This window comes from Embleya sp. NPDC001921 (assembly GCF_053594475.1).
Genome location: NZ_JBSFEO010000001.1, coordinates 203,620 through 229,709 on the forward strand (window position 1 = coordinate 203,620; position 26,090 = coordinate 229,709).

Genomic DNA, 26,090 nt, shown 5'->3' on the forward strand with positions numbered 1-26,090 from the left:
AAGCCGATGGGTGATCTTTTCGACCACCACGGGGAGGGCATGGATGCCGACGAGCCAGGATCCGATGATTTTGCGTCGGCGCTTACGCGACAAGCTGCGGCGACTTCGCGAAGCGGCCGGAATGACCCAACGCGATGTCGCGACCCGCCTGGAATGGTCGCTTTCGAAAGTGATCCGCATCGAATCCGGCGGCGTGGGGGTGACCGTCACCGACCTGCGGGCGCTGATCCAGCAGTACGGCATCAACGACCGCACCCGGGTGGACGAGCTCCTGGCCCTGGCCAGGGGCGCTCGGCGACGCACCCCGTGGAGCGCGTACCGCACGATCGTCTCCCCGGCCCTGCTCACCTTCCTGGGCTACGAGTCCTCGGCCACGCTGATCCGCAACTTCGAACCGCTGCGCATCCCCGGCCTGCTGCAGACCGAGGCGTACGCGCGGGCGATCCTGGAACACCTCAGCCCGGGCCGGCACGTCGACGAGCAGGTACGGCTGCGCCTGGACCGGCAGCGGATCCTGACGAACGGTGAGGACCGACCGCTGTTGAACTTCGTGATCGACGAAGGTGTGCTGTATCGCCCGGTCGGCGGGGTATCCGCGATGTGCGAGCAGTTGCGGCATCTGCTGACGGTCCGGGAATACCCTCGGGTCTTCGTGCGGATCGCGCCGCTGAGCGCCGGACTGAATTCGATCGTGAATCTCGGCTACACGATCTTCGAGTTCCGCGATCCGGAGGACGGTCTGGTGCTCTCCGTCGAGGGTCCCGAGGAAAAGCACCTGACCATCCGGGAGAATTCGGAGGTCGAGGCGCCGTTGAATTACCTGGAGGATTTCTGGCGACTCGAACAGATCGCCCATCTCGATCAGGCGGAGGAGTTGATTCGACGAGCGCTCGACCATCTCTCCGCGGGTTCTACCGGGATACCCGGGCCGCACCCGTCAGCGTCGTGAACAGCCGCCACTGGGCTCCGGCGAATCGCAGCCGAGGACCGATCGCCGACTGCTTCGAGTCACGCACGAGGACACCGTCGAGGATCGCGACCTCGAGGCAGTTGCCTCCGCCGCTCTTCGAACTCTTGCGCCATGCGGGAGCGTCGGCCTGAGCTCGCATTTGTCACCCATCCTCAAAAGCCGGCGGCGACCGTCGAGGCATCTCTCCCGCCCGCCTCGCGGAGCAGGGGCATCGACGTGTGCCGTGATCACGGCACGTACCCTCGCGGCTCGCCGAGAGGTAGTCAAGTCGGCACGTCAAGGCACTCCCCCGAATGGCCAAGGCCCTCCCCCGAATGTACGAACGCATTCGATCGAGCCCTTCGGCCGGCCTTTCGCAGTCATCGCCCGAGCCCCGGTCGATCGCTCGCAATCAGGCCAACTCACCGATGAATGAGCCCAGTTGGGTCAGATTGCGACACTCGATCATGGAGATCCGCCGGCCGTACACGCTCGCGATCGAGTCGCCGGTGTCCCAGTCGCGCTCCGGTTCCGGGTTGAGCCACCACGCGTGCCGGGCCGGCGCCACCATGGCCTCTACGGCGGCCAGGGCCGGGTCCTGATAGTTGTTCCGCGCGTCGCCCAGGATCAGCAGCGAGGTCTTCGGTCCGATCACGTCGCCGTAGCGCTCCACGAAGACTCGGAACGCGTGTCCGTAGTCGCTGTGTCCGCTCAGCCGCACCAGATCGGCCTCCGCGGTCAGTCGGCGCATCGCCTCGGTGACGTCCCCGCCCGGCCGCTCGAAGAACCGGGTCACCTCGTCCACCGTGTCGATGAACGCGAACGCCCGTACCCGGGCGAACTGTTCGCGCAGCGCGTAGGCGAGCATCAGGGTGAAGTGGGCGAACGAGGCGACCGACTCGCTCGCGTCGCACAGCACCACCAGTTCGGGTTTGTGCGGGCGGCGCGGCCGGTGGTGGGTGGTCAGCGGCACGCCGCCCGTGGACAACGACGCGCGCACCGTGCGGCGGAAGTCCAGACGGCCGTGCCGGCCCGCCCGTTGACGGATCGTCAGCCGGGTGGCCAGGCGCCGCGCGAGCGGTTGGATCTCCCGGCGCAGCGCGATCAGGTCGGTCCGGCTCGCGCGCAGGATGTCGAGGTTCTCCACCGCCGGCTCGACCGCGGTCTCGGCGACCCGCTCGATACCGCGCTCCTCGGCGAGTCGACGGCGTACGTCGGCGAGGACGTGCCCGTTCAGCCGGTCCATCCGGGTCTGGATCATCCGTCGCGCGTTGCGTTCGGCCACCCCGCCCGGGAGTCGGCCGCCGAGCACCGCGCGCAGCAGGCCCGCCATCAGCGTTCGCGGGTCCAGTGCGCGGCCGACCATGCTCGCGGACCACGAGGGTCCCGAGGGCCCGTCGAAGGCGCCGAACCGCCCGACCGCCTCGCGGGCCAACCGGCGCAGCGCGATGTCGTCCTCGCCGAGCAGGAGTTCGCGCAACCGGTCGCGGAAGGCCTCGGCGTCGGCGGCGTCCGGATCTCCCCCGCCCCGCGCCGCGCCGGCCGGTTCCTCGGGCGCCGCGTCCGTGCGATCGACCCCGGTCGCCGCCGCGCCCACCGGGAACCACAGCTCGAACAGCGTGTCGAAGACCCCCCGGTGGGTGTGCCGCTTGACCAGCGACGCGGCGTAGGCGGCCCGCAGCGTCTCCCGATCCGCGAGGTCGAGCACGGTCAACGCGCGGGCGGCGTCCAGCCCTTCGGCGAGCGACACCGGCAATCCGCCGTGGCGCAACGCCCGGACGAATCCGGTGTGACGGTCCAGGAGGGTCATCGGCGATCAGCCGCCGATGCCGGGCAGGCCGAGTTCCTTCGCGGCCCGCGTGTGGTCCGAGGAGTGCTTGAGCACGACGCCGAGCGTGCGCGCGATCGCGTCCTCGTCCAGCGCGTCGGCCTCCAGCGCGATCAACGTCCTTGCCCAGTCCAGGGTTTCGGCGATGGACGGCGCCTTCTTGAGCTCCAACGCACGCAGCGACGCGACGGTGCGCACCACCTGTTCGGCGAGTTGTTCGCGGATCCCGGGCACCCGGGTGAGCACGATGTCCCGCTCGCGCTCCGGCGTCGGGTAGTCGATGTACAGGTACAGGCAGCGCCGCTTGAGCGCCTCGCTCAGCTCGCGCGTCGCGTTCGAGGTGAGCACCACGAACGGGCGCCGCGAGGCGGTGATCGTGCCCAGCTCGGGAATGGTGACCTGGAAGTCGGAGAGCACCTCCAGCAGCAGCCCCTCGACCTCGACGTCCGCCTTGTCCGTCTCGTCGATCAGCAGCACGGTCGGCTCGTCCCGACGGATCGCCGTCAGCAGCGGCCGGGCCAGCAGGAACTCCTCGGCGAAGATCCCCGCGCGGGCCTCGTCCCATCCGTCCACGCCCGCCTGGATGCGCAGCAGTTGTTTGCGGTAGTCCCATTCGTACAGCGCCCGGGACTCGTCCAGGCCCTCGTAGCACTGCAACCGGATCAGCTCGGCGGACGTGGCCGCGGCGACCGCCTTGGCCAACTCGGTCTTGCCGACCCCCGCAGGCCCCTCGATCAGCAGCGGCTTGCCGAGCGCGTCGGCCAGGAAGACGGCGGTCGCGATGCCGGGGTCGGTCAGGTAGTCGACGGCACCGAGCCGGGTGCGGGCGTCCTCGGGCGAGGCGAACATCGTCATGGTGGTGCACTCCTCGCGGTCCGCGGCCTGGGCACGCGCCGGATCCGGCCGGCTGCCCCCTCAAGCTACAAGAGGCCCTCGGCGCCGGCGCAACGGCGTCCCGGCGGCACCACCGCTCCTCCCGCCCCTGCGGTCCGCCGCCGCCCGCCGCCGCGCCGCTGGTAAAACCCCGGCAAGATGAGGGGTTTCCACCCTCCGACAACCGGTAGCCCGCTGCTAGCTTCCGGACCGTGGCGACCTTTGTGATGCATGGCACGCGAGTTCTCGCGGTGGGCATGAGCGGAGAGGCGGTCAAGGCCCGGAACGGGACGATGATCGCCTATGACGGACGGATGTCCTTCAAGCGACTGTCCGGTGGGGGTGAGGGCCTGCGCGGCATGGTGACCCGTCGACTCACCGGTGAGGGCATGACCCTCATGGAGGTGAGCGGTGAGGGCACCTGTTGGTTCGCCGACCGGGCCACCGAGATCAACCTCGTCCGGTTGACCGGCGAGACGCTGCACGTCGAGTCGAGCAATCTGCTCGCCGTCGACCAGAGTCTGCGCACCGGCACCGAGTTCACCGGCTTGAGCGGCGCGAGCAGCGGGCAGGGCCTGTTCACCACGACCGTCTCCGGTCAGGGCACGGTCGCGGTCACCTCCGACGGGCCGGCCATCGTGCTGCGGGTGTCGCAGAGCGAACCGCTGTCGGTGGACCCGGGGGCGTATGTCGCGCACACCGGGCAGCTCCGCAAGGAGTTCGTCAAGGACGTCAACTGGCGCACCTTCATCGGCGAGGGATCCGGCGAGAGCGTGCAGTTGCGCTTCCAGGGCGAGGGGCTGGTCTACGTACAGCCCACCGAGCGACAGACCATCGGGGGCCAGACGTGACGTTCGACCAGGTCAACTCCAAGATGATCGAGGCCACCGTACGTCCGGGGCAGACGCTGTACTGCCTGCGCGGTGCGATGTTGGCCTACCGGGGCGAGATCTCCTTCACCCCGACCACCACCGGGGCCCAAGGCGTGGGCGGGATGATCGGGCGGCGGCTGGCCGGCGAGTCGGTGCCGCTGATGAAGGCCGAGGGCGACGGCACGGTGATGTTCGGCCACGCGGGCCGACACGTGCATCTGATCCAGATCACCGGCGACACCCTGCACGTGGAGGCGGACCGGCTGCTCGTGTTCGAGGACTCGTTGCGGCAGGGGACGATGTTCATGGGCTCGCAGGGCGGCGTGCGCGGCATGATCCGCGGCCAGGTGACCGGCCAGGGCCTGTTCACCACGACGCTGACCGGCCACGGGTGGTGCGGGGTGCTCGCGCACGGCGGCGTGATCGAGTTGCCGGTCCAGCCGGGCCGCTCGATCCACGTCGACCCGCAGGCGTATGTGGCACACCGAGGACAGATCGACAACCGAATCGGTGCCAACGTGGGTTGGCGCGACGTGATCGGGCGCGGTTCCGGCGAGGCGTTCCAGTTGGAACTGTCCGGCACGGGCACGGTCTACGTCCAGGCGAGCGAGGAGAAGTTGTGACCGCCCTCGGTTCCGGCCCCGCGGTGTTCGACGCGCGAACGCTGCCGCAGGACGACAATGTCAATCCGTACGCCTTCTGCGTGGCGCTCGACGGCGAGTGGTTCGTGCAGAAGGGCAAGATGATCGCCTACTACGGGCGGATCAAGTTCGAGGCGCTGGGCGTGGGCGCGCTCGACCGGTTGGTCACCGCGAACTTCAACTCGCCGCTGTACATCCAGGACTGGATCGTCGCGCAGGGCAACGGCCGGTTGTTGCTCGCCGACCGCGGCTTCGACGTCAACTCGTACGACCTGGAAGTGGGCAATCTGACCATCCGGGCGGCCAACCTGCTCGCGTTCCAGCCCGGCCTGGACCTCAAGCAGTCGATCGTGCCGGGGTTCGTCACCCTGATCGGCACCGGCAAGTTCGTGGCCGCCTCCAACGGCGCGGTGCACTTCGTCGAGCCGCCGATCCGGGTGGACCCCGAGGCACTGCTCGGCTGGGCGGACTGCCCGACGCCGTGTCATCACTTCGACACCAAGTACATGCGCGGCGCGCTGGGCATGGCCCGGCGGTTGACCGGTCTGGGCGGCGCGTCCGGCGAGGAGCACCAGTACGACTTCGTCGGTACCGGCACGGTGCTGATGCAGTCCTCGGAGATCTCCATCGACCCGAATCTGATCCCGGCCCAGGGCGCGGCGGCCAATCAGCCCGCCGGGCAGCAGGGCACGCCGGGCATTCCCGGGCTGCCGAACCTCCCGGGACGGCTGGGACGCCTGTTGCAGTGAGACAGGCTCGGCGGGAACCGGCGACGGGCCCGCACCGTTGAGCGGGGGAGGCCCTTTACTGGGGACGGTGAAGGGCCTCGCCAACGCTTCGGGCGCGATCGCGCGCCATCGGGGCCGCGCGCCGGGACGCGGGGTGCGGCCCTGCCCGGAGCACGCTCGCACCGCCCGGGGCCGCACGGGCGGACGCGCCGCACGGCCCGCTCAGAGCTGGTCGGCAAGGTCGCTGGCCGCCGCCACCTCGCGCAGGAGCTGGACCAGCACGCCGACCCCCTCGTGGTCCGCGTCGGCCCGCCAGAAGGCGGTCACCGCGACGTCCGGCGCCCCCGTCAGCGGGACCTGGACGACCCCGCGCACGGGACGCTGCCGGGCCCACCCGCGCGGCGACAGGCCCACTCCCTGGCGATCCACCACGCGCGCGATCACATCGTCCACGCTGCCGTACGCCTCGACGATCTCGGTCGCCCCCGACCGCCGCAGCGCCTCGGTGACGCGGGTGAACAGCCGGGGATGCGGTTGCCGCGGCCACACCACGACCGGCTCGCCGCTGCCGACCAACTCGGTCAGGTTCACCGACGACCGCCCGGCGAGCGCGTGTTCCTGCGGGAGCAGCGCGACGAAGGCGAACGTACCGACCCGCGCGGACTCGAAGCCCGGGCCCAGGTCCGGCAGCCAGCCCAGCCCCGCGTCCAGCACGCCCTCGCGTACGTCGGCCACCTGACGGGCGGTCGGCTCGCTGGTCCACTGCACGCGCAGCGCCGGGTGGCGGATGTGCAGCGCGGAGATCGCGGCGGACACGAGCGAGGGACCCAGGCCAGAGGTATATCCCACGCGCACCTGATCGGCGTCCCAGGTGGCCCGCCGACGCACCTCGGCGCACGCGTCGTCGAGCACCCGCAGCGACTCGTCGAGCCGACTGCGGAACACCTCGCCCAGCGGCGTGAGCGCCACCGGCAGCGAGGACCGGTCCACCAGCCGGGTGCCCAGTTGCTGCTCCAGGCGGCGCACCGCCTTGCTGACCATCGGTTGGGACAGGTAAAGCCGTGCCGCGGCCCGGCCGAAGTGCCGTTCCTCGGCGACGGCCAGGAAACATCTCAGGTCGCGCAGTTCCATGGATACCCACCTATGCCGTGTCGGCATAACGTTAGCAACAACAGGGGCTTGGCTGACGACCCGTCAGCAGGTTTCCTGGAGAGCGCAGGGTCCACGCGTCGCAAGCGGGGCCACCGCCGCCACCGAGGCCCATCGCACGTGCAATCAGGAGCAGCCATGACGCTTGAGATCCCGCGCATCATCTCCGTGGACGACCACGTGGTCGAGCCCCCGGACCTGTGGACCTCGCGACTGCCCGCCAAGTACAAGGACCGGGGCCCGCGCGTGGTGCGCGACAAGGCGAAGTTCAACTTCATCGGCGGCGTGTTCTCCTACGAGCGCGGCGTCGAGGACGGCGAGTGGTGCGACTGGTGGCTGTACGACGACCTGGTCTACCCGTTCCCCAAGCTCTCGGCCGCGGTCGGCTTCGACACCCTGGACGTGACGCCGGTCACCTTCGACGACATCCGGCCGGGCGCGTGGATCCAGTCCGAGCGGCTCAAGGACATGGACGCGAACCACGTGGACGCGTCGCTGTGCTTCCCGAACATCCTGCCGCGCTTTTGCGGCCAGGCGTTCTACGAGCGTGAGGACAAGGAACTCGCGCTGCTGTGCGTGCAGGCGTACAACGACTGGATGATCGACGAGTGGTGCGCGGGTGACGGCAAGGGCCGCCTGCTGCCGATGACGATCATCCCGCTGTGGGACGCGAACCTGGCCGCCGCGGAGGTGCGGCGGTGCGCGGCGAAGGGCTCGTTCGCGGTCGCCTTCTCGGAGAACCCGGTTCCGCTGGGACTGCCGTCGGTGCACGACAAGGACCGCTTCTGGGACCCGTTCTTCCGGGCGTGCGAGGAGACGAACACCATCGTCTGCATGCACATCGGGTCGTCCTCGAAGATGCCGTCCACGTCCCCGGACGCGCCGTTCATCGTCTCCTCGGTGCTGACCTTCCAGAACGCCATGGGCTCGATGGTCGACTACATCTTCTCCGGCGTCTTCGACCGCTTCCCGAAGATGAAGATCGCCTACGCCGAGGGCCAGGTCGGCTGGATGCCGTACGTGATGGAGCGCGCGGACAAGCTGTGGGAGGAGCGCGACGACAACGCGTTCGGCTCGTCGCTGACGCAGAAGCCCAGCTCGTACATCCAGGACCGGATCTACGGCTGCATCTTCGACGACGAGATCGGCCTGCGGAACCGCGACGTGATCGGCATCGACCAGATCTGCTTCGAGGTCGACTACCCGCACGCCGACTCGACCTTCCCGAACACCCACAAGGTCGCCCTCGACATCGCCACGAAGGCGGGCCTGACCCAGGCCGAGTGCGACAAGCTCTTCCGCACCAACGCGATCAAGGCCTTCGGCCTGGAGCGCTTCGGCATCACCAAGTAGCCCACCGCCCAACCCCCGCCGGCCGCACCCCACTCCCCCGGGGCGCGGCCGGCGGCGTCGTTCGTGCGGCGGGGCGGGTCGGGCCCCGGGGTGTCCGCGCGGCGTCGAACACCTCGACCTCGCGGCCTTCGCGAGGGCTACTTGCGGGTGCCGCTCATGTCGGCGTTGCCGGCGGCCTTGGCGACCAGGTCCGGGATCACCTCGGTGAGTTCGGCGGGCGTCCAGCGGGCGCCCTTGTCGATCGTGGGGCCGTTGGACCAGCCCTCGGCAACGCTGATCGAGCTGCCGGTGACGGAGAAGACCCGGCCGGTGACGCCGGCCGAGGCGGGGCTGCCGAGCCAGACCACGAGCGGGGCGATGTGCTCGGGGGCGAGTTGTTCGGCGAGCTTCGCGGCGGCGTCCTCGTCGGCGAAGCCGGCCAGGTCCTCGGTCAGCCGGGTCAGCGCGGTGGGGGCGATCGCGTTGACCGTGACGCCGTAACGGCCCAGTTCCTGCGCCGCGATGATGGTGAAGCCCGCGATACCGGCCTTGGCGGCGCCGTAGTTGGTCTGGCCGACGTTGCCGAAGATGCCGGACGGCGAACTGGTGTTGATGATCCGGGCGTCGACGGGCTCGCCCGCCTTGGCCAGCCCCCGCCAGTACGCCGCCGCGTGGTGCGCGGGCGCGAAGGTGCCCTTGAGGTGGACCCGGATCACCGCGTCCCACTCGGCCTCGGACATATTGGTCAGCATCCGGTCGCGCAGGATGCCCGCGTTGTTGACCAGGACGTCGAGCCGGCCGTACGTCCCGATCGCCTGCCCGATCAGCGCCTCGGCGCCGGCGAAGTCGGAGATGTCGTCGGTGTTGGCCACCGCCTCGCCGCCCGCCGCGACGATCTCCGCCACCACGGCCTGCGCCGGACCCGCCGACGCGCCCGTGCCGTCGCGCGCGCCGCCGAGGTCGTTCACCACGACCTTGGCACCCTCGGCCGCGAACGCCAGCGCGTGCGCCCGCCCGATGCCGTTGCCCGCACCCGTCACGACGACGACGCGTCCCTCGCAGATCCCGCTCATATGGCCCCTCCGATGCTTGTCGACCGCTTCCGACGACCGCTACGGAGGTCACAGTATGTTGAGACCGTTGCCGCGTACATCCTTTGCCGAGCACGCGGTCGAACGACGTGCGCACGGCGCGCGGGTCGCGAAAGGAGTCGCCCCATGGGGAACCTGCCGACCGGACCGGACGAGGTTCCGCCCGACCTCGCGGAGCTCTACCGGGACCTGCACGCGCACCCCGAACTCTCCTTCCACGAACACCGCACCGCGAACGTGATCGCCGAGCGGCTCGACGCGGCCTGGACGGTCACCCGGGGCGTCGGCCGCACCGGTGTGGTCGCGGTGCTGCGCAACGGGGACGGACCCACGGTGTGGATGCGCGCGGACATGGACGCGCTGCCGGTCCGCGAGGCCACCGGACTCGACTACGCGTCGACGGTCACCACCGCGGACGGCGTACCGGTGATGCACGCGTGCGGGCACGACGTCCACGTGACCTGCCTGCTGGGTGCGTGCCACGTGCTCGCGACCCACCTCGACGCGTGGCACGGGACGGTGGTCGCGCTGTTCCAGCCGGCCGAGGAGATCGGCCGGGGCGCGCGGGCGATGCTCGACGACGGGCTGCTGGAGCGCTTCCCCCGTCCGGACGTGGTGCTCGGCCAGCACGTGGCCCCCGGGCCGACCGGGACGCTCGCGCACTGCCCGGGCACGGTGCTGGCCGCCGCCGACTCGCTCACCATCCGGCTGCACGGCCGAGGCGGACACGGGTCGCAGCCCGAACACGCGGTGGATCCGGTGGTGATGGCCGCGTCGTTGGTGATGCGCTTGCAGACGGTGGTCTCCCGGACGGTGGGTCCGATGGAGCAGGCCGTGGTCACGGTGGGCCGGTTGCAGGCCGGCACGAAGGACAACATCATCCCGGCCGAGGCCGAACTGGGTGTCAGCGTACGCAGCTTCGACGAGGGTGTGCGGGCCCGGGTGTTGGCCGCCATCGAACGGTTGACGGTTGCCGAGGCGCGGGGTGCGGGCGCGCCGAGGGACCCGGAGATCGAGACGATCCACAACTTCCCGGTCACCGTCAACGACGCGGCCGAGACCGAGCGGGTCCGGGCCGCGCACGCGGCGGCGTTGGGCGAGGAGCGGGTCCGGATCATGAGCCCGGCGTCCGCGAGCGAGGACTTCGGCCTGTTCGCGACCGAGGCCGGCGTGCCGTCGGTGTTCTGGATGTTCGGCGGCGACGACCCGGCCGGCTTCGGACCGGACGGTCCGACCCGACCGGTGGTGGCCAACCACTCACCGTACTTCGCGCCGGTGATCGAGCCGACCATCGAGACCGGCGTACGCGCGCTGCTGATCGCGGCGGGCGCGTGGCTCGGGTAGCGGCCCTCGGCCACGACCGCCGACGTGGGACCGGCCGCCGATGCGGAGGCGAGCGCCGAGGGTAGGACCGACCACCGAAGGTGGGAACGGCCACCGAAGGTGGGCACGACCGGCGGATGTGGGAACGGCCCCCGATCTCCGAGGAGATCGAGGGCCGTTCGGGGTCGGATGGGTACTACGCGCGGCTACGACCACGCGAGCGGTAGAGGAACATCAGGGCCGCACCGATGCCGATGGCGATCGCGCTGCCACCGAGCAGTACCGCGGCGCTGCCGGGCAGGCCGCTGTGCGCGAGGTGCGATCCACCGGATCCGCCGATCCCGCCACCACCGTTACCGCCGTGGCCGCCGCCCGGACCGCCGCCGTGGCCGCCACCGCCGTGCGGCTTGGTGTGCGTACCGGAGGGCACCGCCGACCGACTGGCGGAGGGCGAGGCCGAGGAGGAGGCGGACGGCGACACCGACGGGGAGGCCGACGGACTGGCGGACGGGCTCGCCGAAGGCGAAGCGGACGGCGAGGCCGACGGAGACGCGGACGGGGAAGCCGACGGACTGGCCGAAGGCGAAGCCGAGGGGCTCGCGCTCGGGCTGGCCGAAGGACTCGCCGACGGGGAGGCCGACGGGCTCGCCGAAGGCGAAGCGGACGGGGATGTGGACGGAGACGCCGACGGGCTGGTCGACGGCGACACGGACGGCGACGCCGACGTGGGCCCGCCGCAGTCCGGCAGGTCACCGTCGAACGGGTACCGGTGGAACTCGGAACCCGACGTCGACTCGTGGACCAGCGAACCGGCGGTGAAGAACCGCCCGTTCATTCCCGGCACCGACACGGTCGTGGTGCTCGCCGGGTTGCCCACCAGCACGCTGCCCTGGAACTGGGCGGAGCCCTTGATGGTCACCGACGTGGCCTCGGGGAAGTTCCACAACAGCCGCTCGCGCAGCCCGGCGGGGATGCTCGCGCTGCCGATGAAGGAGCTGATCACCCGGGTCGTCCCGGTCAGGTTGACCAGGACCGTGGCGTTCGCGGGGATGCCCACGAACGAGACGCCCTGGTCCCCGCTCGCGGTATTGGGGTTGATCATGTCGAAGCCGACGTTGAACACCTGGGGCGAGGACGTACCGTCACCGGTGAACAGCGTCTCGAAGCCCACGTTCGTGGCGGTGCCGGTGGCCGCGCGCGGCCTCCCGTCCGGGAACGCGTAGCAGCTCGAGGAGTCGGTCAACTGAGGCCGCAGACCGGCGTACTGCGCCGCCGCGGAGCCGTCCTTGACCGCGGGGGGCGACACGGTGCCGCCGGTGAAGGTACCGGCGTAGCGCACCACGCCGTTCACCGTGCCCTCCTCGGCGAGCACGCTCTGGCCGGTCGCGACCGTGAGGTTGCCGCCGACGGTGAGGAAGTCCGTACCGTTGTCGGGGGGCACCCGGGTGCCGGCTCCCACGACGCCCACGTTGTAGACGGTGGACGCCGTGGCCGCCTTGTTCATGTCGAAGTTGCCGAGGGCGACCAGCTTGCCCTCGGCCTCCGCGGCGGATCCGCGCACGGACCAGTCACCGCCGACGAACATGTTGATGCCGTTGTCTCGACCCAGGATCGGACCGGAGTTGGGTTCGACATTCGAGGTGTCCGGACAGGTCCCTGGAATACAGGGGCCGAGGCCGCCGGGCAGCGGCTTGGCGAAGCCCATGACAGCGAACACGCAGACGAGGATCACACCGCCGAGGGTGACGACTCCGGACAGCGCGAGGCCCGTCGCGCGGATCCGGGCGTTCGGTTTCCTGTGCATTCATGAAAGATCGGACATAAGTCTACAAATCGTCACAAGGCGCGCAGGAGATTCCCCCGAATGCCTCTTCCGAGGCGGCGCGTCGCTCGTCGTCAACCGAGATGCGTACGGTCCGCCTACGCCGCAGGTATGGGATGTGATCCGCCGGTCCGAATCGGAAACCGGGTACGGAACACGATCGTTGGCGTGGCGAGACGAGGCGGGGAGGGCGTCGCGCGGGGGTCGGAATCGAGCCGCGCGCGGACGGGCCGCCGCGAGGGTCGTGCGTCGCACCCTCGCGTGGCCGGCAGGGTGTCCGTAGCCGTCCTCGCGGTACATCCGAAATCTTGGTGCATGGGAGTCTTCTGTGATCGTCGGACTGGTCACCGCTGTCGCGGCCTCCGCGTGTTACGGCGTCGGGTCGGTGCTGCAAGCGGTCGGGTCGCGGCGATCCGCGCGTGAGGAGGAGGCCAAGCGGGCCGAGCGGGGCGGCGGCACCGCCCAGGTCACCGGGTACGGCGGCCCGAGCCTGTCCTCGACCGCCAAGGCCGCGGTCACGTGGGAGTTCATCGTCGGGACCCTGCTCGACTTCGTCGGCTTCGCGCTGGGCGCGTTGGCCGCTCGGCTGCTCCCACTGTTCCTGTCCCAGACCATCATCAGCGCGAACCTGGTGATCACCGCCGTACTCGGGATCAAGCTGCTGGGGATCAAGCTGTACCGGGCCGACTGGACCTCGATCGGGGTGGTCTGCGGGGCGCTGGTCCTGCTCGGCATCGCGGCCGGGCCCGAGGGCGACGGGCACAGTCCGCGCGCCACGCACTGGTGGGTGCTGATCGTCACGTTCGTGGTGATCGTCGGCGGCACGGTGCTGGTCCGCTTCCTCGGCGCCAACGGCGCGATCGTCGCGGGCCTGCTCTCCGGACTCGGCTTCGGCGGACTCGGCATCGGTGTACGGATCCTGGACGGCGTCGACCCGTTCGACCTGGGCAAGCTGGCCGCCGACCCGGCGCTGTACGCGGTGCTGATCGGCGGCATCGGCGGGATGTACCTGCACACCATCGCGTTGCAGATCGGCTCGGTGAACGGCGCGACGGCGGCACTCGTGGTCGGCGAGACGGTGGTGCCGGGCGCGGTGGGCGTGCTGTGGCTCGGCGACACCTCGCGGGACGGACTGGCCTGGATGGCCGTGATGGGCTTCGTGCTCGCGGTGTCCGGCGCGGTGGCCGTCGCGTACTTCGGCAAGCACGAAGCGCAGGAACCCGCCGACACGCCGGACCCGGATCCCGCCGAGACACCCGAGGCCGCCGCGCGGGGGTGACCGGGGGCGACCGGGCCCTCAGGGCCGGCCGGCCCCCGCTCGGTCCCGGGCCGCGAGCTCCGCGCCGACCGCCCGCAGCGTGCTCAGCAGCGGCGAGGGGCCGTACCCCCGACGGACCGCCGCCATCAGATGCCGGCGCGGCGCGGGCGCGGCGATCGGCCGCAGCCGTACGCCGGGCGGCAGCGCCGGCTGGGCCAGCCGGGGGATGATCGTCACCCCCAGACCGGCGGCCACCAGGGCCAGTTGGGCACCGAAGTCGGTCGAGGTGTGCACCAGGCGGGGCTGGAACCCGGCCTGGTGACAGGCCGTCAGGAGCAGCCCGTGGCACGCGGTCCCGGGCGCGGTGATGATCCAGTCGGCGTCGGCGAGGTCGGCTGCCAAGGACACCTCGGCCCGTTCGGCCAGCGGGTGCCCGCTCGGCAGGGCGATCTCGAACGGCTCGTCCAACAACGGGTGCAGTTCGATCCGCGGATGGTCGGGCGCGGGCATGTCCGGGTGCGTCATCACGACCGCCACGTCCAGTTCCCGGGCGGGCAGCAGCGGGAGCGCCTCCTCGGTCTCGTACTGGACCACCTCGAACCGCCAGCCCGGATGGCTCACCTTGAGCCGGGCCAGCGCCGGCCCGACCAGGCCGGAGATGCCGGACGGGAAGGCGGAGATCCGGGCCCGGCCGATCCGCCCGTCGCGCTGCGCCGCGAGGTCGGCGCGGGCCTGCTCCAGGCGGGTCGCGATCGCGTCGGCGTGGCCGAGCAGCACGTGCGCCGAGGCGGTCAGGCGGACACCGCGACCGTGCTTCTCCAGCAGCACCGCGTCCGCCTCGCGGGCGAGCACGGCCAACTGCTGCGAGACGGCGGACGGGGTCAGGTGCAGCGACTGCGCGGCGGCGACGACGGTGCCGTGTTCGTCGAGCGCGCGCAGGATGTTCAGCCGCTTGAGTTCCATGAAGGGAAACTACCGAATGAAGTCCGGAAAATGTAGATGGACCTGATGGATGGTCGGGCCACACACTTCTGATCATGACCCGTACCGATTCCCTGTGGGCCGCGCTCGTCAGCGTGATCTGGGGAGTGAACTTCGTCGCGATCGACGCGAGCCTCGACGACTTCCCGCCCTTTCTGCTGGCCGCGCTGCGGTTCACCCTCGTCGCGTTTCCCGCGGTGTTGTTCATCAAGCGGCCGAAGACGAGTTGGTGGCTGATCATCGGGGTCGGACTCACGGTCAACGTGGGCCAGTTCGCGTTCCTGTTCAGCGCGATGCACGCGGGGATGCCGGCCGGGTTGTCCTCGGTGGTGATCCAGTGCCAGGCGATGTTCACCGTGCTGTTCGCGGTGGTGATGCTGCGCGAGATCCCGGGCCGGACCCGGCTGGTCTCGCTCGCGGTGGCCGCGCTCGGGATGGGCGTGATCGCGTTCGGGCGGGGTCAGGGCGCGTCGTTGTGGCCCTTCGTCCTGGTGATCGGCGCGGGGGCGTCCTGGGGCTTCGGCAACATGCTCACCCGGAAGGCGGGCATCCCGGGCGGCACCGGCCTGGTGGTGTGGTCCGCGCTCGCCGCACCGCTTCCGCTGCTGGCGCTGTCGCTGACGGTGGAGGGCCCCGGCCGGGACCTGGACGCGCTCACCTCCGCCTCCTGGAGCGGCGTCGGCGGTCTGGCCTTCACCGTCGTACTGTCCTCCTGGCTCGGCTACGGCCTGTGGTTCGCCCTCCTGGGCCGCCGCTCCGCCTCCGCCGTGGCCCCGTACGGCCTCCTCGTCCCGATCGTCGGCATCCTCACCGCCTGGGCCGTCCTCGGCGAACGCCCCGGCCGGCTCGAATCCCTCGGCGCCACGATCGTCCTCATCGGCATCGGCCTGGCAACCTTCACCGGCACCCCCAAGCCGCTCCCGACCACCCCCACCGCGACGCCCACCAGCCTGCCGCTCCCCCCGCTCCCCCTCGAAGCCACCGGCGGCACCCGAACCTGTCCCGACCTCGCGGGCGGATGACCGGCCTCGAGCCACCCTGGATTTCGGAACATATTCAACGAATGGCGGCTGCGCTCCACCACCAACGAGGCCGCCGAGGTCCCGGGTGCGGACCCGCGACCGGCACTGGCCAGCACCCGGATTACGGATCGGATATCATTGGCGCAATAAATGATATCAACGGAGGTGCATCGATGGCTCGAACCGTGATCGACCTCGACGACGATCTGGTCGCCGCCGTGGCCCAGGCCTTGGGAACCGGCACGAAGCGGGAGACGGTCAACACCGCCCTCCGCGAAGTCCTGGACAATCGGCGGCGTGCACTCGCGCTCACTCGGTTGCGTGCGGCGGCCGACACCGATGCCTTCGACCTCGATGTCCTCGAGGACAAGCGAAACTACCGTCGGTGAGCGCCGCGCAATTCCTGATCGACACCAGCGCGCTCGCGCGATTCATGCGGAGTGACGCCGAGCAATTCGGCTGGGACCAAGCCGCCGGGGCCGGCCTCATCGCGACCTGCCCCATCACCGAACTCGAATTCTTCCACAGCGCCCGTACGGCGGCGGACCGGGCCCGGGGCATCGAGGACATGCGGCTGCTGTTCGGCTGGGTTCCGGTGGACGACCGGGCCTACGACCGCGCCTGGCAGGTCCAGGGCGAACTCACCGATCGGGGGCATCATCGCAGCGCCGGAGCCGTGGATCTGGTCGTCGCGGCCACGGCGGAACTCCAGGGCCTGACACTCCTCCACCGCGATCGAGACTTCGACTGCATCGCGGCCGTTACCGGGCAGGCACTCCAGTGGTACGGCCCGGTGGCCGGCAAGTAGCGTCCGGTGGCGGGGACTCGCCGCCGCCCGTGCCGGCCCGGCGGGAATGGATCGACCCCGCCACCGGTCGTCCCGGTGCGGGGTCGTCACGCGCGCGAAGGGGCCTGGAAGGCGCCCCCGTGCGCTACTTGCGCTTGTTGATCTCCGCTTCGAGCTGCGGCATCACCTTGAACAGGTCGCCGACCACGCCGTAGTCGACCAGGTCGAAGATCGGCGCGTCCTCGTCCTTGTTGATCGCCACGATGGTCTTCGAGGTCTGCATGCCCGCGCGGTGCTGGATCGCGCCGGAGATGCCCACCGCGATGTAGAGCTGCGGCGAGACCTGGGTGCCGGTCTGGCCGACCTGGTGGCTGTGCGGGTACCAACCGGCGTCCACCGCCGCGCGCGAGGCGCCCACGGCCGCGCCGAGCGCGTCCGCGACCGACTCGATCACGTGGAAGTTCTCCGCGCCGTTGACGCCGCGGCCACCCGAGACGACGATGTCGGCCTCGGTCAGCTCCGGGCGGTCGGACTTCTCGCGCGGGGCGCGCGAGACGACCTTGGTGCCGGTGGCGGCGGTGGTGAAGTCCACCGTCACGGCCTCCACCGCGGGGGTGGCCGGGGCCTCCTCCGGAGTGGCGGCGTTGGGCTTGACGGTGATGATCGGGGTGCCCTTGGTGACGTGCGCCTTGACCTGGTAGGTCGCGGCGAACACCGACTGCTCGGTGACCGGGCCGTCGGCGCCGGCCTCGACGTCGACGGCGTCGGTGATCAGGCCCGACTCCAGGCGCACCGCGACGCGCGCCGCGATCTCGCGGCCGTCGGCGGAGGAGGCGACCAGGATCGCGCCCGGCTCGCCGCCCTGGGCGATCTGGGTGAGCGCGTCGACGGCGGGGGCGACGAGGAAGTCGTCGACCTCGGGGGCGTCCACGACGTAGACCTTCTGCGCGCCGTACTTGCCCAGCGTCTCGGTGGCGCCCTCGGCGCCCTTGCCCAGGAAGACCGCGGCGGGCTCACCGAGGCGGCGGGCCAGGGTCAGCAGTTCCAGCGTGGGCTTGCGGACCGCGCCGTCGGCGTGGTCGACGAGAACGAGAATCTCGGCCATGTGGGGTTCTCTCCTTGTCCGGTACAGCCCGGATTTCTCCGGCCGGGTTGCGATGCTTGGCCGCTCCTGGAGCGACCGCCACAAACGTGTCGAAACAGTCCGGTGCTGCTGACCGACTCAGATGAACTTCTTGGCGGCGAGGAACGCGGCGAGCTGCACGCCGCCCTCGCCCTCGTCCTCGACGACCTCGCCCTTGGCGCGCGGCGGGCGCTTGGTCGCGGTGTCCACGATCGACCACGCGGCGGACAGGCCGACCTGGTCCGACTCGATGCCCAGGTCGTCCAGGTCGAGCGATTCCAGCGGCTTCTTCTTGGCCGCCATGATGCCCTTGAAGGACGGGTAACGGGCTTCGCCGGTGCGGTCGGTGACCGACGCGACGGCGGGCAGCGCGGCCTCGATGCGCTCGGTGGCGACATCGCCCTCGCGGCGGCCGGTGACGGTGCCGCCGCCCTTGCCGCCCTCGACCGCGATCTCGTCCAGGTAGGTGACCTGCGGGACGCCCAGGCGCTCGGCCAGCATGGCCGGCACGACGCCCATCGAGGCGTCGGTGGAGGCCATGCCGCACAGGACCAGGTCGAAGCCGGCGTGCTCGATCGCCTTCGCCAGGATCAGCGAGGTGCCCAGCGCGTCCGTGCCCGCGATGTCGTCGTCGTTGACGTGGATGGCCTTGTCGCCGCCCATCGCCAGCGCCTTGCGCAGCGCGTCCTTGGCATCGTCCGGACCGACCGTCAGGTACGTGATCTCGGCCTCGACACCGGACTCCACGATCTTGAGAGCCTGCTCGATCGCGTATTCGTCCAGCTCCGACAGCAGGGAGTCGACCGACTCGCGATCGGTGGTGCCATCGTCGTTGAAGCCCCGGTCCCCGGTCGCGTCGGGTACGTACTTCACGCAGACAACGATTTTCACAACAGTTCTCCTGTGGTCGTCCGGTCACCCAGGTGCCGGTCCGAGGGTGTCATGCCCGTCGACCGGGTCGGCGACAGGCCCACGGTTCCGGCCCCAAGATCCATCGATCTTCGCGTCACGATGCCACGCCCGCGCGGGGGCACACGCGTGACACAGGGCACATTCAGTTCTGACGGTCCGTCAACTTCTGCTTCGAGAGTACGCGGTTCCGGTAAAGCCGCTGACCACCGACCCGAACTCGACCTCCCGCGAACCTCCCCGAGAGCTATGTTACCGGAGAGTAATAGGAGCCTAGTACCGGCTCCTCGCGCTTGTCACCGGTACGCGGTCCGAACGAGAGCAAGGTCACCGGGGCACCCAGTTCGGCGGCGACGAATTCCGGCCACGCCGCGGGCCCCGGCCCCGGCTCCACGATTGGTCGCGCGGCGAACATGTGCCCGGTCAGCCGCTCGGCATGCGCGAGGTCGCCCGCCGGACCCACTCGGGGCTCGACGCCGCGGTACGACCGGGCCACGCCCACCGCCGCGCGCCCGGGTACGTCCGCGTGGGTGAGCGCGAGCCCGTGCACGCCCCCGCACACCGCGACCGCGTACCGATGCGCGACCGCGTCGAAGTGGCCGACCCGGAACGCGCCCTGCCAGCGCCCGGTCCCGTTGTGCGCGTCCGGCAGCGCGGCGGTCAGCGCCGCGTCCTCGGTGGGCAGCGGCCCCGCGCCGTGCCGGGTGGTGTAGGTGCGCAGCACGCCGAGCCGGTACAGCGGCTCGCCCGCCTCGGCGGCCAGCGCCTCGGCGTTCGCGAACGTCGTGGTCGACCACGTCGTGTACGGGTGGAACCCGTGCCACTCGTCGAGCAGGACGCCCTGCGCCCCCTCGAAGACCACCGGACCGCCGCGCAGCAGCTCGCGCGCGTACGCGCGATCCACCATGCGCACCGCCCGCCCGAAGCCCAGGAACGCCTCCGCGCAGGCCGCCACGTCCGGCCCCGGCGGTGTCCCGAATTCGGCGCTCAGCGCGTCCCGTACAGCGGTCAGCCGGCGGTGCAGCAGCCGCGGCGAGCCGCAGTCCCCCACCCGCGGCGCCGCCTCGGGATGGGCCAGCGCGAAGGCCGCGGTCTCCCCCACGCCCATCCCGCACGACCCGTGCCGGCCGGCCCCGCGGGCCAGCTCCCGGGCCCGGTTGGCCGCCGCGTGGTACGGCGTGGTCAGCAGCGCCTCCCGGTCCGCGGTGAGCAGCGCGAACGGGTCGGGCACGCCGAGCCCGCGCAGGTGTTCGGCCTCGGCCGCCAGCGCGAGCGGGTCCACCAGCATGAACCGGGACAGGTGGGTGCGCGTGCCCGGGGTGAAGGTGCCCGAGCCGAACTGGGCGAACGTGTGGTGCCGCCCGTCGTCGGTGACCACGTTGTGCGCGGCCTGCGCGCCCCCGTTGAAGCGCACCACGGCGTGGACCGGCCGCCCCTCCTCCCACGCTCGCGCGCACAGCCGGTCCACCGTGGTGCCCTTGCCCGCGTCACCGAACCCCAGGTCGACGACCGCGACATGACGTGGTGTCACAGACGCGGGGTGCCGGTGCCGTCGCCGTCCAGGCCCGGCAGCGAGCCGGAGACGGCCACGCCGCCGCCGGCGCGGGCGTAGGACGCCAGCGCCTTGGAGACGTTGGCGACCTGGGCCGTGGCGCCCACCTCGCGCAGGTGGTCCAGGCCCTCGTCCAGGTCGATCGCGTCCTCGGCGAGTCCGATGGTCAGCGCGATCGTCTCGCACACGCCGTCCGGGTCGTCGAGTTCGATCACGTTCTGCCGCAGCAGGCCCTTCCACTCGCCCAACACCTCGGCGTCGCCCACGTAGGACGATCCGGCCGGGAGGATGTAGTAGACCTCGTACATCCGCTGCAGCTCGGCCAGGATGCGCTCGATCGGGATGTCCTCGGCGAGGTCGTCGCCGATGAACTCCCGGACCTCGGACCGACGCACCTTGCGGTAGGGCATCTCGTCGCCGATCACGAACAGGTAGCCGCGCTTGCCGCGCTTGTCGTGACAGTCGATCGAGGTGTGCCGGGCCATGAAGTACAGCGCCAGCTCGTAGGATTCGCGCTTCTGCCCGCCGCCGCCACCCTCGAGGAGGATGTTGCCGAGCTGGTCGTCCATCCGGTTGTCCGACTCGAACTGACCGATCTGCAACGGGACTCGGTCACACGTCGCGTCCCCTATCGCGCCGAACATGATCTGCGGGTCCTGCACGTAGCCCTTGCGCAGCAGCAGGCCGAACAGTTCGGGCAGCTTGGTCTGCAGGGTCTGCGGGACCTGGAGCATCGAGCCGGTCACGTCGAAGAGCACCGAGATGGCCAGCGACGTGGGGTGCTCGTCGCTGTCCCGGCTCTCCCGGGTGCTCGCCAGGGTCGGGTCCAGGTCCGCGTGCGCCTTCCAGGCGCTGCGCGGCGTGCTGTGCTTGGTGACGTGGTCGTAGTGGAACGCGCTGCGGCCGGCGGCCGCGTTGTAGCTCTGTGCCGCGTCGTAGACGTTGGTGGACCAGTTGCCACTGCCCATGGTGCTCACTCCCCGATCGGGACGAATGGGATCACTGTGCCGGGACGGCCGTCGGGGCCGCGCCGGCTCTATACGGAATCGACGGACCCGCCGCCGGCCGATGCGCCCGCGGCCGGCTTGCCGCCGGCCGGTTCGCCGCCGGCGCGCTCGGTCCGGTCGGCGCCCCCCGCGGCTCGCGGCTCGCGCCGCGTGGGCATCGCGAACGGCCGGAAGCGACGCGGGCCGTAGAGCTTGCCGAGCAGTTCGTCCAACTCGCCGAGCAGCTTCCACGCGTCGTGCGGGCGGCGCGCGGGAGCGGGCAGCGAGCAGCCCCGGGCGAAGCGCAGCAGCGGCTTGGGCGCGTCCGGGGCGAGCAGGCCGGTGACGCACTTGGTCGCCATGTACACGTCGGCGGCGGTCTCCGGCGGCTGCTTGCCGGGGATCTCCGGCGGATACAGGTCCGCGTGCCGGTCGATCATCGCGGGCACGTGCTCGACCGCCTTGGCGCGCAGGATCGCCTCCGGTCGGGCGGCGTCGCCCGGGCCGTCGAGCAGCACCGAATAGCACCAGTCGACCAGGACCAGGCCGTGCTCGCGCGGGTGGATCAGCACGTGGTCGGGGGTGATCGCGCCGTGCACGACGCCGGCGCGGTGCGCGTACCCGATCGCCACCAGCAGGCGGCGCCACATCCAGGCCACGTCGCGCGCGTCCAGGCCGTCCGGGTACGCCTCGCGCACCTCGGCCAACGAGCGGAAGCCGCGCACCCGTTCGATCACGTTGGCGCGCCGCTCGACGCCCGACTCGGCGTCCCGGTGCCGGAAGGTCTCGATCAGCCGGGGCACGTAGTTCGCGTACTCGGGGTCGCCCTCGCGGGCGATCCGTTCCAGCGCGGTGGCCTCGCGCTCCATCAGGTCGTTGTCGGCGACCGAGCGCGGCAGCTTGAGCAGCGCGCGTGCCTCGCCGTCGTCCTCGGCCCGATAGCCGACCTTGTACAGCGTGGCGATGTCGCCGCTCGCGCGCTCCTCGCCGACCGAGTAGACCCGGCGCTTGGTGGTGATCACCACCTGGCGGCCGGTCACGCCGGTGATGTCCTGCTGATAGCGGTTCCACAGCTCGCCCAGCTCGGTGAAGGCCGCGGCGGCCTCGGCCCGGCGGGCGACCGGCGCGGTGTCCGGGTGGAGCAGGCGGGCCAACTGCCGGTAGGTGCGGTTGCCCGCGCGCAGACAGGCCTCCGGTGTGCCGTCGTAGGGCCCGAAGACGCCCTGCGGGTCCGGTGCGCCGCCCAGCAGGTCCAGCGCGGCGTCGAAGGTGGTGGGCGTGGTCGAGGTGGTGCCGGGCGTCCTGGTCATCGGGAGTCCTCCTCCGGGGACGGGCGCAGCAGCGCCGGGTGCAGCAGACGTGCGGGGCCCGCGCGGTACAGCCGGGCGCGGCGACCGCCGCGAGCCCCGCCGCGCGCGGTGGTGGCGCCGGTGTCGCGGACGAAGCCGGGCACGGACAGCACTTTGCGATGGAAGTTGCCGGCGTGCATGGGCTGTCCCCATACCGCCTGGTAGACCTCGCGCAGTTCGGTGACGGTGAACTCCTCACCCGCGAACGCGGTGGCCAGTGGCGAGTATTCGAGTTTGGCGCGGGCGCGCTCCAGACCGTCGGCCAGGATGCGCGCGTGGTCGAAGGCCAGCGCGCCGGGATCGACGTCGGCCACCGGCACCCACTGGGCGTGCGCGGCGTCGCCGCCCGCGGTCGGGTCGGGCAGGTCCGGCGCGAAGGCGAGGTGCGCGACCGAGACGATCCGCATCCTCGGATCGCGCCCGGGCGCACCGTAGGTGCCGAGTTGTTCGAGGTGCACCCGGTCCAGCCGGGCGCCGGCGGCGAGCCCGGTCTCCTCGGCCAGTTCGCGCTCGGCGGCCTCGTCGAGGTCCTCCTCGCGCCGCGTGCCGTCCGGGTCGACCACGGGCCGCACGAAGCCGCCGGGCAGCGCGAGCCGGCCCGCGAAGGGCATCTCGCCGCGCCGCACGAGCAGTACGTGCAGGGCCTTGGCCGGCCCCTCGGCCGTGCCGTCGGAATCGACCCCGGCCGCGCCGGTGAGCCGGCGGATCGTCAGCGCCACGATGTCGACGGTCACCGCGATCGGTTCCCAGGCTCTGGGGTCGTAGGACGCGAGCCAGTCGCGTTCGGTGATGGCGGTGTCGGCCATGTCGCACTTCCCTCCGATGTGCCCACTGCGCTGCACGTCCGACGCGGCCCCGGCGGTTCACGTTCCCGACACCGACGCGACGGTTGTTCTCCGAATGAGATCTTCTTAGGTTGAGAACAACATACACGGTGACCCGGACACCGGCGAGGGGGTTATCCCTCGAAGAGTCGCCTCCCTCTGGTAGGCATGGGCGATCCATTCGCCGCCCGCGTGCGGGCCACCGGCGGCGGCCCGGAACACCCGAGCAGAAGCGGAGAAGGTGGCATGTCCGATATGACCGGTCCCGACATGAACGCCGTCGTCGGCGAGCAGGACCTACTGCTCGTCACGCTCGACGCGCTGCGGTACGACGTGGCCGTCGAACTCGCCGCGGCCGGCCGGCTGCCCAACCTCTCCCGGGTCCTGCCCGAGGGCGGCTGGCAGCGCCGATTCACCCCGGCCAGCCTGGCCTTCGCCGCGCACACCGCGTTCCTCGCGGGCTACCTGCCCACCCCGGCGGGCCCCGGCCCGCACCCGCGCCTGTTCGCCGCCCGGCTCGGCGACACCGAGTCCACGAACGCGCACACGTGGCAGTTCGACACCCCGGACCTGCCCAGCGCGCTGACCAAGGCGGGCTATCACACCGCGTGCATCGGCGGCGTCGGCTGCTTCGACAAGCAGGGCGCGCTCGACTCCGTGCTGCCGGGCATGTTCGCCGAGAGCCACTGGGACCCCGAACTCGGCGTCACCTCACCGATCTCGTTCGAGGCCCAGGTCGCCCGCGCCGAACTGGTGGTCGGCGGCCTGGACCCGGACCGCCGGCTGTTCCTGCTCGTCGACGTCGCGGCCATCCACCACCCGAACTGGTTCCACACCCCCGGCGCCACCGCCGCCGACGGCGACAACCGCGACACCCACGCGGCCGCGCTGGAGTACGTCGACCGACACATCGGCCGGCTGTTTCGCGCGATGAGCTGCCGCAGGCCCTGCTTCGCGATCGTCACCAGCGACCACGGGACCGCCTACGCCGAGGGCGGCGAACCGGACACGGCGGGCGCGCGCGACGTGGTCTGGACGGTCCCCTACGCGCACTTCACGATGAGCCCCGGCGAGTGGTGAACGCGGTCCGCCGAACCGCCCCGGGAGCCGCTCGTGGATCAAGTTGGCGAACCGAACGCGGATCCGGTAAGTTTTCGCCGCGCAGGCCCCAATAGCTCAGTCGGTAGAGCGTCTCCATGGTAAGGAGAAGGTCTACGGTTCGATTCCGTATTGGGGCTCCAGGCAAGCGAGAGGCCCCCCGGTCCGCCGGGGGGCCTCTCGTGTTTCGCGCGTTCGTCGTCTCGCCCGACCGCGGTGTCACCCGACCGCTGTTCCCGTGCGTCGTCTCGCCCGAGCGCCGTCCGGGCCGACCGTGGTTCCGCCCGTCCCGGGCGCCGCCCGCGCGTCGCGAGGGACGACTCGGGGGGCGGTCTTTCGCCGACCTTTCACCGGCCCGCACGGCCCCGGAAAACGGTCGGCCGGTCCCACGGGCGCCACTCAGCCGAACCGGGCCGTCAACCGGGCGTCCAGGCCCGCGAGATGGTCCCGCCCGTACGGGCCGTTCTCCAGGCCCGCCAGCAGCGCCGGCGGCAGGTCCTGGGCGTACTCCGCGGAGCAACTCGCCGCCGCGAGCGCGATCGTGGCCACCGTGTCCACGTCGCCGGTGTACGCCACGCACGCCTTCAGCAGCGCGGCCGTGCCGGTGTTCGCGGCCAGCGCGGTGATCGCCGCGCGGGTGCTGTCCATCCCGGGCGAACCGACCTTGCCGCGCCACGGCGTGGTCCACACCGCCGGGCCGGTGGAGGCCGGCAGCGTCGCGGCCAGCCAGGTCGGCAGCTCCGCGACCGGGCCCAGGCCGTACCGGCAGTAGTGCACCGCGAGCGCCGCGGCGCTCGCCGAGGTCATCCCGCCGAGCGTGCGGTGGGTGATCCGGGCCTGGAGCGCCGCCGTGCGGCGGACCTCGGCGAGGTCGGGCAGCAGGCCCAGCACGCCCGCGCGCATCGCCGCGCCGCTCTTGTCGCTCTCCGGCCGCAGCACCGCCAGGAGCTGCGCCCCGTCCGCGACTTCCTCCAGAACACCTCGAAAGCCCCGCGCGTATCCGGCGCGCGCGTCGCGCTTGTACGCCCGCACGAACAGGTCCGCGAGCACCGGGATTCCGTGATCGTCGCCGAGTATCCATTCCGCGACCGCGATACTCATCTGCGTGTCGTCGGTGTATCGGCCGGGCAGCACGTCACGATGACGAGGATGCTGCACATAACCGGCGAGTGTGTTGCCTCGCGCCACGAACGACCGATCCGCGTACTCGAAACCGGCCCCGTACGCGTCACCGACCGCGAGTTCCACCAACATCGAGACCACAACCCCCACTCGGGTGGTGTGTCGTTCGCCCGCGGCGGCTGCGCCCCACCTCGCCGACGCAAGCCGGTAGAGCGTACCGTGGCCCGGGGGCGGCAACCTGATGGTCCGTCAGTCGTCGCGTCGGGAGCCCTGCGTGCGCCGGAGTACGGGGGCGTACGCCACAATTCGGTACGGACCCGCGCGCACCACCTGTCCCTCTCCGGAGTGATGCTCCTCGCGCCGTGTCCAACTGCAAGACGTTTCCGCGCCGCGGCGGATACCGTCAACGATGATCACGCGATCGTCGGGGCGCACCGGACGTACCAACCGGCTCGTCCGAACGGGTGATAA

At 71.2% G+C, this 26,090-nt stretch carries 25 protein-coding genes and 1 tRNA gene; 12 read left to right on the forward strand and 14 right to left on the reverse strand.

What is annotated here, in order from left to right:
• Positions 1 to 64 precede the first annotated feature (64 nt).
• The gene (locus ACWCPW_RS00840; protein ID WP_449759583.1) at positions 65 to 949 is read left to right on the forward strand and encodes a helix-turn-helix domain-containing protein; all 885 of its coding nucleotides are present in this window, start codon (positions 65 to 67) and stop codon (positions 947 to 949) included.
• Here ACWCPW_RS00840 and ACWCPW_RS00845 read toward each other — a convergent pair.
• The 3 genes from ACWCPW_RS00845 to ACWCPW_RS00855 all read right to left on the reverse strand — a co-directional run bounded on the left by ACWCPW_RS00845 (position 912) and on the right by ACWCPW_RS00855 (position 3,626).
• Entirely contained in the window at positions 912 to 1,109 is a 198-nt protein-coding gene (locus ACWCPW_RS00845; protein ID WP_449759427.1) for a DUF397 domain-containing protein, read from the reverse strand. The genes ACWCPW_RS00840 and ACWCPW_RS00845 overlap by 38 nt on opposite strands.
• 252 nt (positions 1,110 to 1,361) lie before the next feature.
• Positions 1,362 to 2,759: a vWA domain-containing protein gene (locus ACWCPW_RS00850; RefSeq protein ID WP_449759428.1), complete on the reverse strand. Its 1,398-nt coding sequence runs from the start codon at positions 2,757 to 2,759 to the stop codon at positions 1,362 to 1,364.
• Positions 2,760 to 2,765: 6 nt separating this feature from the next.
• Positions 2,766 to 3,626 carry an AAA family ATPase gene (locus ACWCPW_RS00855; protein WP_449759584.1) on the reverse strand — a complete coding sequence of 287 codons (861 nt, stop codon included), beginning with the start codon at positions 3,624 to 3,626 and terminating at the stop codon, positions 2,766 to 2,768.
• Positions 3,627 to 3,877: 251 nt separating this feature from the next.
• On the opposite strand from ACWCPW_RS00855, the gene ACWCPW_RS00860 reads away from it, so the two are divergent.
• Genes ACWCPW_RS00860 through ACWCPW_RS00870 form a run of 3 tightly spaced genes read left to right on the forward strand, consistent with a single transcriptional unit; the run spans position 3,878 to position 5,912 of the window.
• On the forward strand, positions 3,878 to 4,501 hold the full coding sequence (locus ACWCPW_RS00860; RefSeq protein WP_449759585.1) for an AIM24 family protein: 624 nt from the start codon (positions 3,878 to 3,880) through the stop codon (positions 4,499 to 4,501).
• A 23-nt stretch (positions 4,502 to 4,524) separates the two neighbouring features.
• Positions 4,525 to 5,145, forward strand: coding sequence for an AIM24 family protein (locus ACWCPW_RS00865; RefSeq protein WP_449759586.1), 621 nt, complete (start codon positions 4,525 to 4,527; stop codon positions 5,143 to 5,145).
• Positions 5,142 to 5,912, forward strand: a complete 771-nt coding sequence (locus tag ACWCPW_RS00870) for an AIM24 family protein (protein ID WP_449759429.1) — start codon at positions 5,142 to 5,144, stop codon at positions 5,910 to 5,912. Before ACWCPW_RS00865 ends, ACWCPW_RS00870 begins: the two co-directional genes overlap by 4 nt.
• Positions 5,913 to 6,113: 201 nt before the next feature.
• On the opposite strand, the gene ACWCPW_RS00875 is transcribed toward ACWCPW_RS00870, so the two are convergent.
• Complete coding sequence (locus ACWCPW_RS00875) at positions 6,114 to 7,022, reverse strand: LysR family transcriptional regulator (protein WP_449759430.1); 909 nt, start codon at positions 7,020 to 7,022, stop codon at positions 6,114 to 6,116.
• A gap of 156 nt (positions 7,023 to 7,178) precedes the next feature.
• Here ACWCPW_RS00875 and ACWCPW_RS00880 point away from each other — a divergent pair, with 156 nt between their 5' ends.
• Positions 7,179 to 8,393, forward strand: coding sequence for an amidohydrolase family protein (locus ACWCPW_RS00880; RefSeq protein ID WP_449759431.1), 1,215 nt, complete (start codon positions 7,179 to 7,181; stop codon positions 8,391 to 8,393).
• A 137-nt stretch (positions 8,394 to 8,530) separates the two neighbouring features.
• Here ACWCPW_RS00880 and ACWCPW_RS00885 read toward each other — a convergent pair whose 3' ends face one another.
• Positions 8,531 to 9,445, reverse strand: a complete 915-nt coding sequence (locus tag ACWCPW_RS00885) for an SDR family oxidoreductase (RefSeq protein WP_449759432.1) — start codon at positions 9,443 to 9,445, stop codon at positions 8,531 to 8,533.
• A 144-nt stretch (positions 9,446 to 9,589) separates the two neighbouring features.
• Between ACWCPW_RS00885 and ACWCPW_RS00890 the strand changes: the two genes are divergently transcribed.
• Positions 9,590 to 10,807 carry an amidohydrolase gene (locus tag ACWCPW_RS00890; protein WP_449759433.1) on the forward strand — a complete coding sequence of 406 codons (1,218 nt, stop codon included), beginning with the start codon at positions 9,590 to 9,592 and terminating at the stop codon, positions 10,805 to 10,807.
• A 175-nt stretch (positions 10,808 to 10,982) separates the two neighbouring features.
• Here the strand turns inward: ACWCPW_RS00890 and ACWCPW_RS00895 are convergent, their stop codons facing one another.
• Positions 10,983 to 12,590, reverse strand: coding sequence for a choice-of-anchor A family protein (locus ACWCPW_RS00895; protein ID WP_449759434.1), 1,608 nt, complete (start codon positions 12,588 to 12,590; stop codon positions 10,983 to 10,985).
• Between the two features lie 346 nt (positions 12,591 to 12,936).
• Here ACWCPW_RS00895 and ACWCPW_RS00900 point away from each other — a divergent pair, with 346 nt between their 5' ends.
• On the forward strand, positions 12,937 to 13,887 hold the full coding sequence (locus tag ACWCPW_RS00900; RefSeq protein ID WP_449759435.1) for a hypothetical protein: 951 nt from the start codon (positions 12,937 to 12,939) through the stop codon (positions 13,885 to 13,887).
• 18 nt (positions 13,888 to 13,905) lie between these two features.
• Here the strand turns inward: ACWCPW_RS00900 and ACWCPW_RS00905 are convergent, their stop codons facing one another.
• Positions 13,906 to 14,829 (reverse strand): LysR family transcriptional regulator, encoded by a 924-nt coding sequence (locus tag ACWCPW_RS00905; protein WP_449759436.1) that lies wholly within the window; start codon positions 14,827 to 14,829, stop codon positions 13,906 to 13,908.
• Between the two features lie 74 nt (positions 14,830 to 14,903).
• Here ACWCPW_RS00905 and ACWCPW_RS00910 point away from each other — a divergent pair, with 74 nt between their 5' ends.
• The 3 genes from ACWCPW_RS00910 (at position 14,904) to ACWCPW_RS00920 (ending at position 16,677) form a co-directional block, all read left to right on the forward strand.
• Positions 14,904 to 15,869 (forward strand): EamA family transporter, encoded by a 966-nt coding sequence (locus ACWCPW_RS00910; RefSeq protein ID WP_449759437.1) that lies wholly within the window; start codon positions 14,904 to 14,906, stop codon positions 15,867 to 15,869.
• A 173-nt stretch (positions 15,870 to 16,042) separates the two neighbouring features.
• The gene (locus ACWCPW_RS00915; protein WP_449759438.1) at positions 16,043 to 16,258 is read left to right on the forward strand and encodes a type II toxin-antitoxin system VapB family antitoxin; all 216 of its coding nucleotides are present in this window, start codon (positions 16,043 to 16,045) and stop codon (positions 16,256 to 16,258) included.
• Entirely contained in the window at positions 16,255 to 16,677 is a 423-nt protein-coding gene (locus ACWCPW_RS00920; protein WP_449759439.1) for a PIN domain-containing protein, read from the forward strand. Before ACWCPW_RS00915 ends, ACWCPW_RS00920 begins: the two co-directional genes overlap by 4 nt.
• 124 nt (positions 16,678 to 16,801) lie before the next feature.
• Here the strand turns inward: ACWCPW_RS00920 and ACWCPW_RS00925 are convergent, their stop codons facing one another.
• From ACWCPW_RS00925 to ACWCPW_RS00950, 6 genes are all read right to left on the reverse strand, one after another.
• Positions 16,802 to 17,761 (reverse strand): electron transfer flavoprotein subunit alpha/FixB family protein, encoded by a 960-nt coding sequence (locus tag ACWCPW_RS00925; RefSeq protein WP_449759440.1) that lies wholly within the window; start codon positions 17,759 to 17,761, stop codon positions 16,802 to 16,804.
• Between the two features lie 117 nt (positions 17,762 to 17,878).
• The gene (locus tag ACWCPW_RS00930; RefSeq protein ID WP_449759441.1) at positions 17,879 to 18,652 is read right to left on the reverse strand and encodes an electron transfer flavoprotein subunit beta/FixA family protein; all 774 of its coding nucleotides are present in this window, start codon (positions 18,650 to 18,652) and stop codon (positions 17,879 to 17,881) included.
• A gap of 283 nt (positions 18,653 to 18,935) precedes the next feature.
• Positions 18,936 to 20,219 carry an adenylosuccinate synthetase gene (locus ACWCPW_RS00935; protein WP_449759442.1) on the reverse strand — a complete coding sequence of 428 codons (1,284 nt, stop codon included), beginning with the start codon at positions 20,217 to 20,219 and terminating at the stop codon, positions 18,936 to 18,938.
• Complete coding sequence (locus ACWCPW_RS00940; RefSeq protein ID WP_449759443.1) at positions 20,216 to 21,208, reverse strand: hypothetical protein; 993 nt, start codon at positions 21,206 to 21,208, stop codon at positions 20,216 to 20,218. The genes ACWCPW_RS00935 and ACWCPW_RS00940 overlap by 4 nt, the downstream gene beginning before the upstream one ends.
• 68 nt (positions 21,209 to 21,276) lie before the next feature.
• Positions 21,277 to 22,536 carry a lipopolysaccharide kinase InaA family protein gene (locus tag ACWCPW_RS00945; protein WP_449759444.1) on the reverse strand — a complete coding sequence of 420 codons (1,260 nt, stop codon included), beginning with the start codon at positions 22,534 to 22,536 and terminating at the stop codon, positions 21,277 to 21,279.
• Positions 22,533 to 23,381 carry an NUDIX hydrolase gene (locus ACWCPW_RS00950; RefSeq protein WP_449759445.1) on the reverse strand — a complete coding sequence of 283 codons (849 nt, stop codon included), beginning with the start codon at positions 23,379 to 23,381 and terminating at the stop codon, positions 22,533 to 22,535. Before ACWCPW_RS00950 ends, ACWCPW_RS00945 begins: the two co-directional genes overlap by 4 nt.
• 288 nt (positions 23,382 to 23,669) lie before the next feature.
• On the opposite strand from ACWCPW_RS00950, the gene ACWCPW_RS00955 reads away from it, so the two are divergent.
• Both ACWCPW_RS00955 and ACWCPW_RS00960 read left to right on the forward strand, forming a co-directional pair.
• Complete coding sequence (locus ACWCPW_RS00955) at positions 23,670 to 24,479, forward strand: STM4013/SEN3800 family hydrolase (RefSeq protein ID WP_449759587.1); 810 nt, start codon at positions 23,670 to 23,672, stop codon at positions 24,477 to 24,479.
• An 85-nt stretch (positions 24,480 to 24,564) separates the two neighbouring features.
• Positions 24,565 to 24,640: transfer RNA gene (locus ACWCPW_RS00960), tRNA-Thr, on the forward strand.
• A gap of 256 nt (positions 24,641 to 24,896) precedes the next feature.
• Here the strand turns inward: ACWCPW_RS00960 and ACWCPW_RS00965 are convergent.
• A complete protein-coding gene (locus ACWCPW_RS00965; protein ID WP_449759446.1) occupies positions 24,897 to 25,769 on the reverse strand; it encodes an ADP-ribosylglycohydrolase family protein in 873 nt (290 codons plus the stop codon).
• Positions 25,770 to 26,090: the final 321 nt, after the last annotated feature.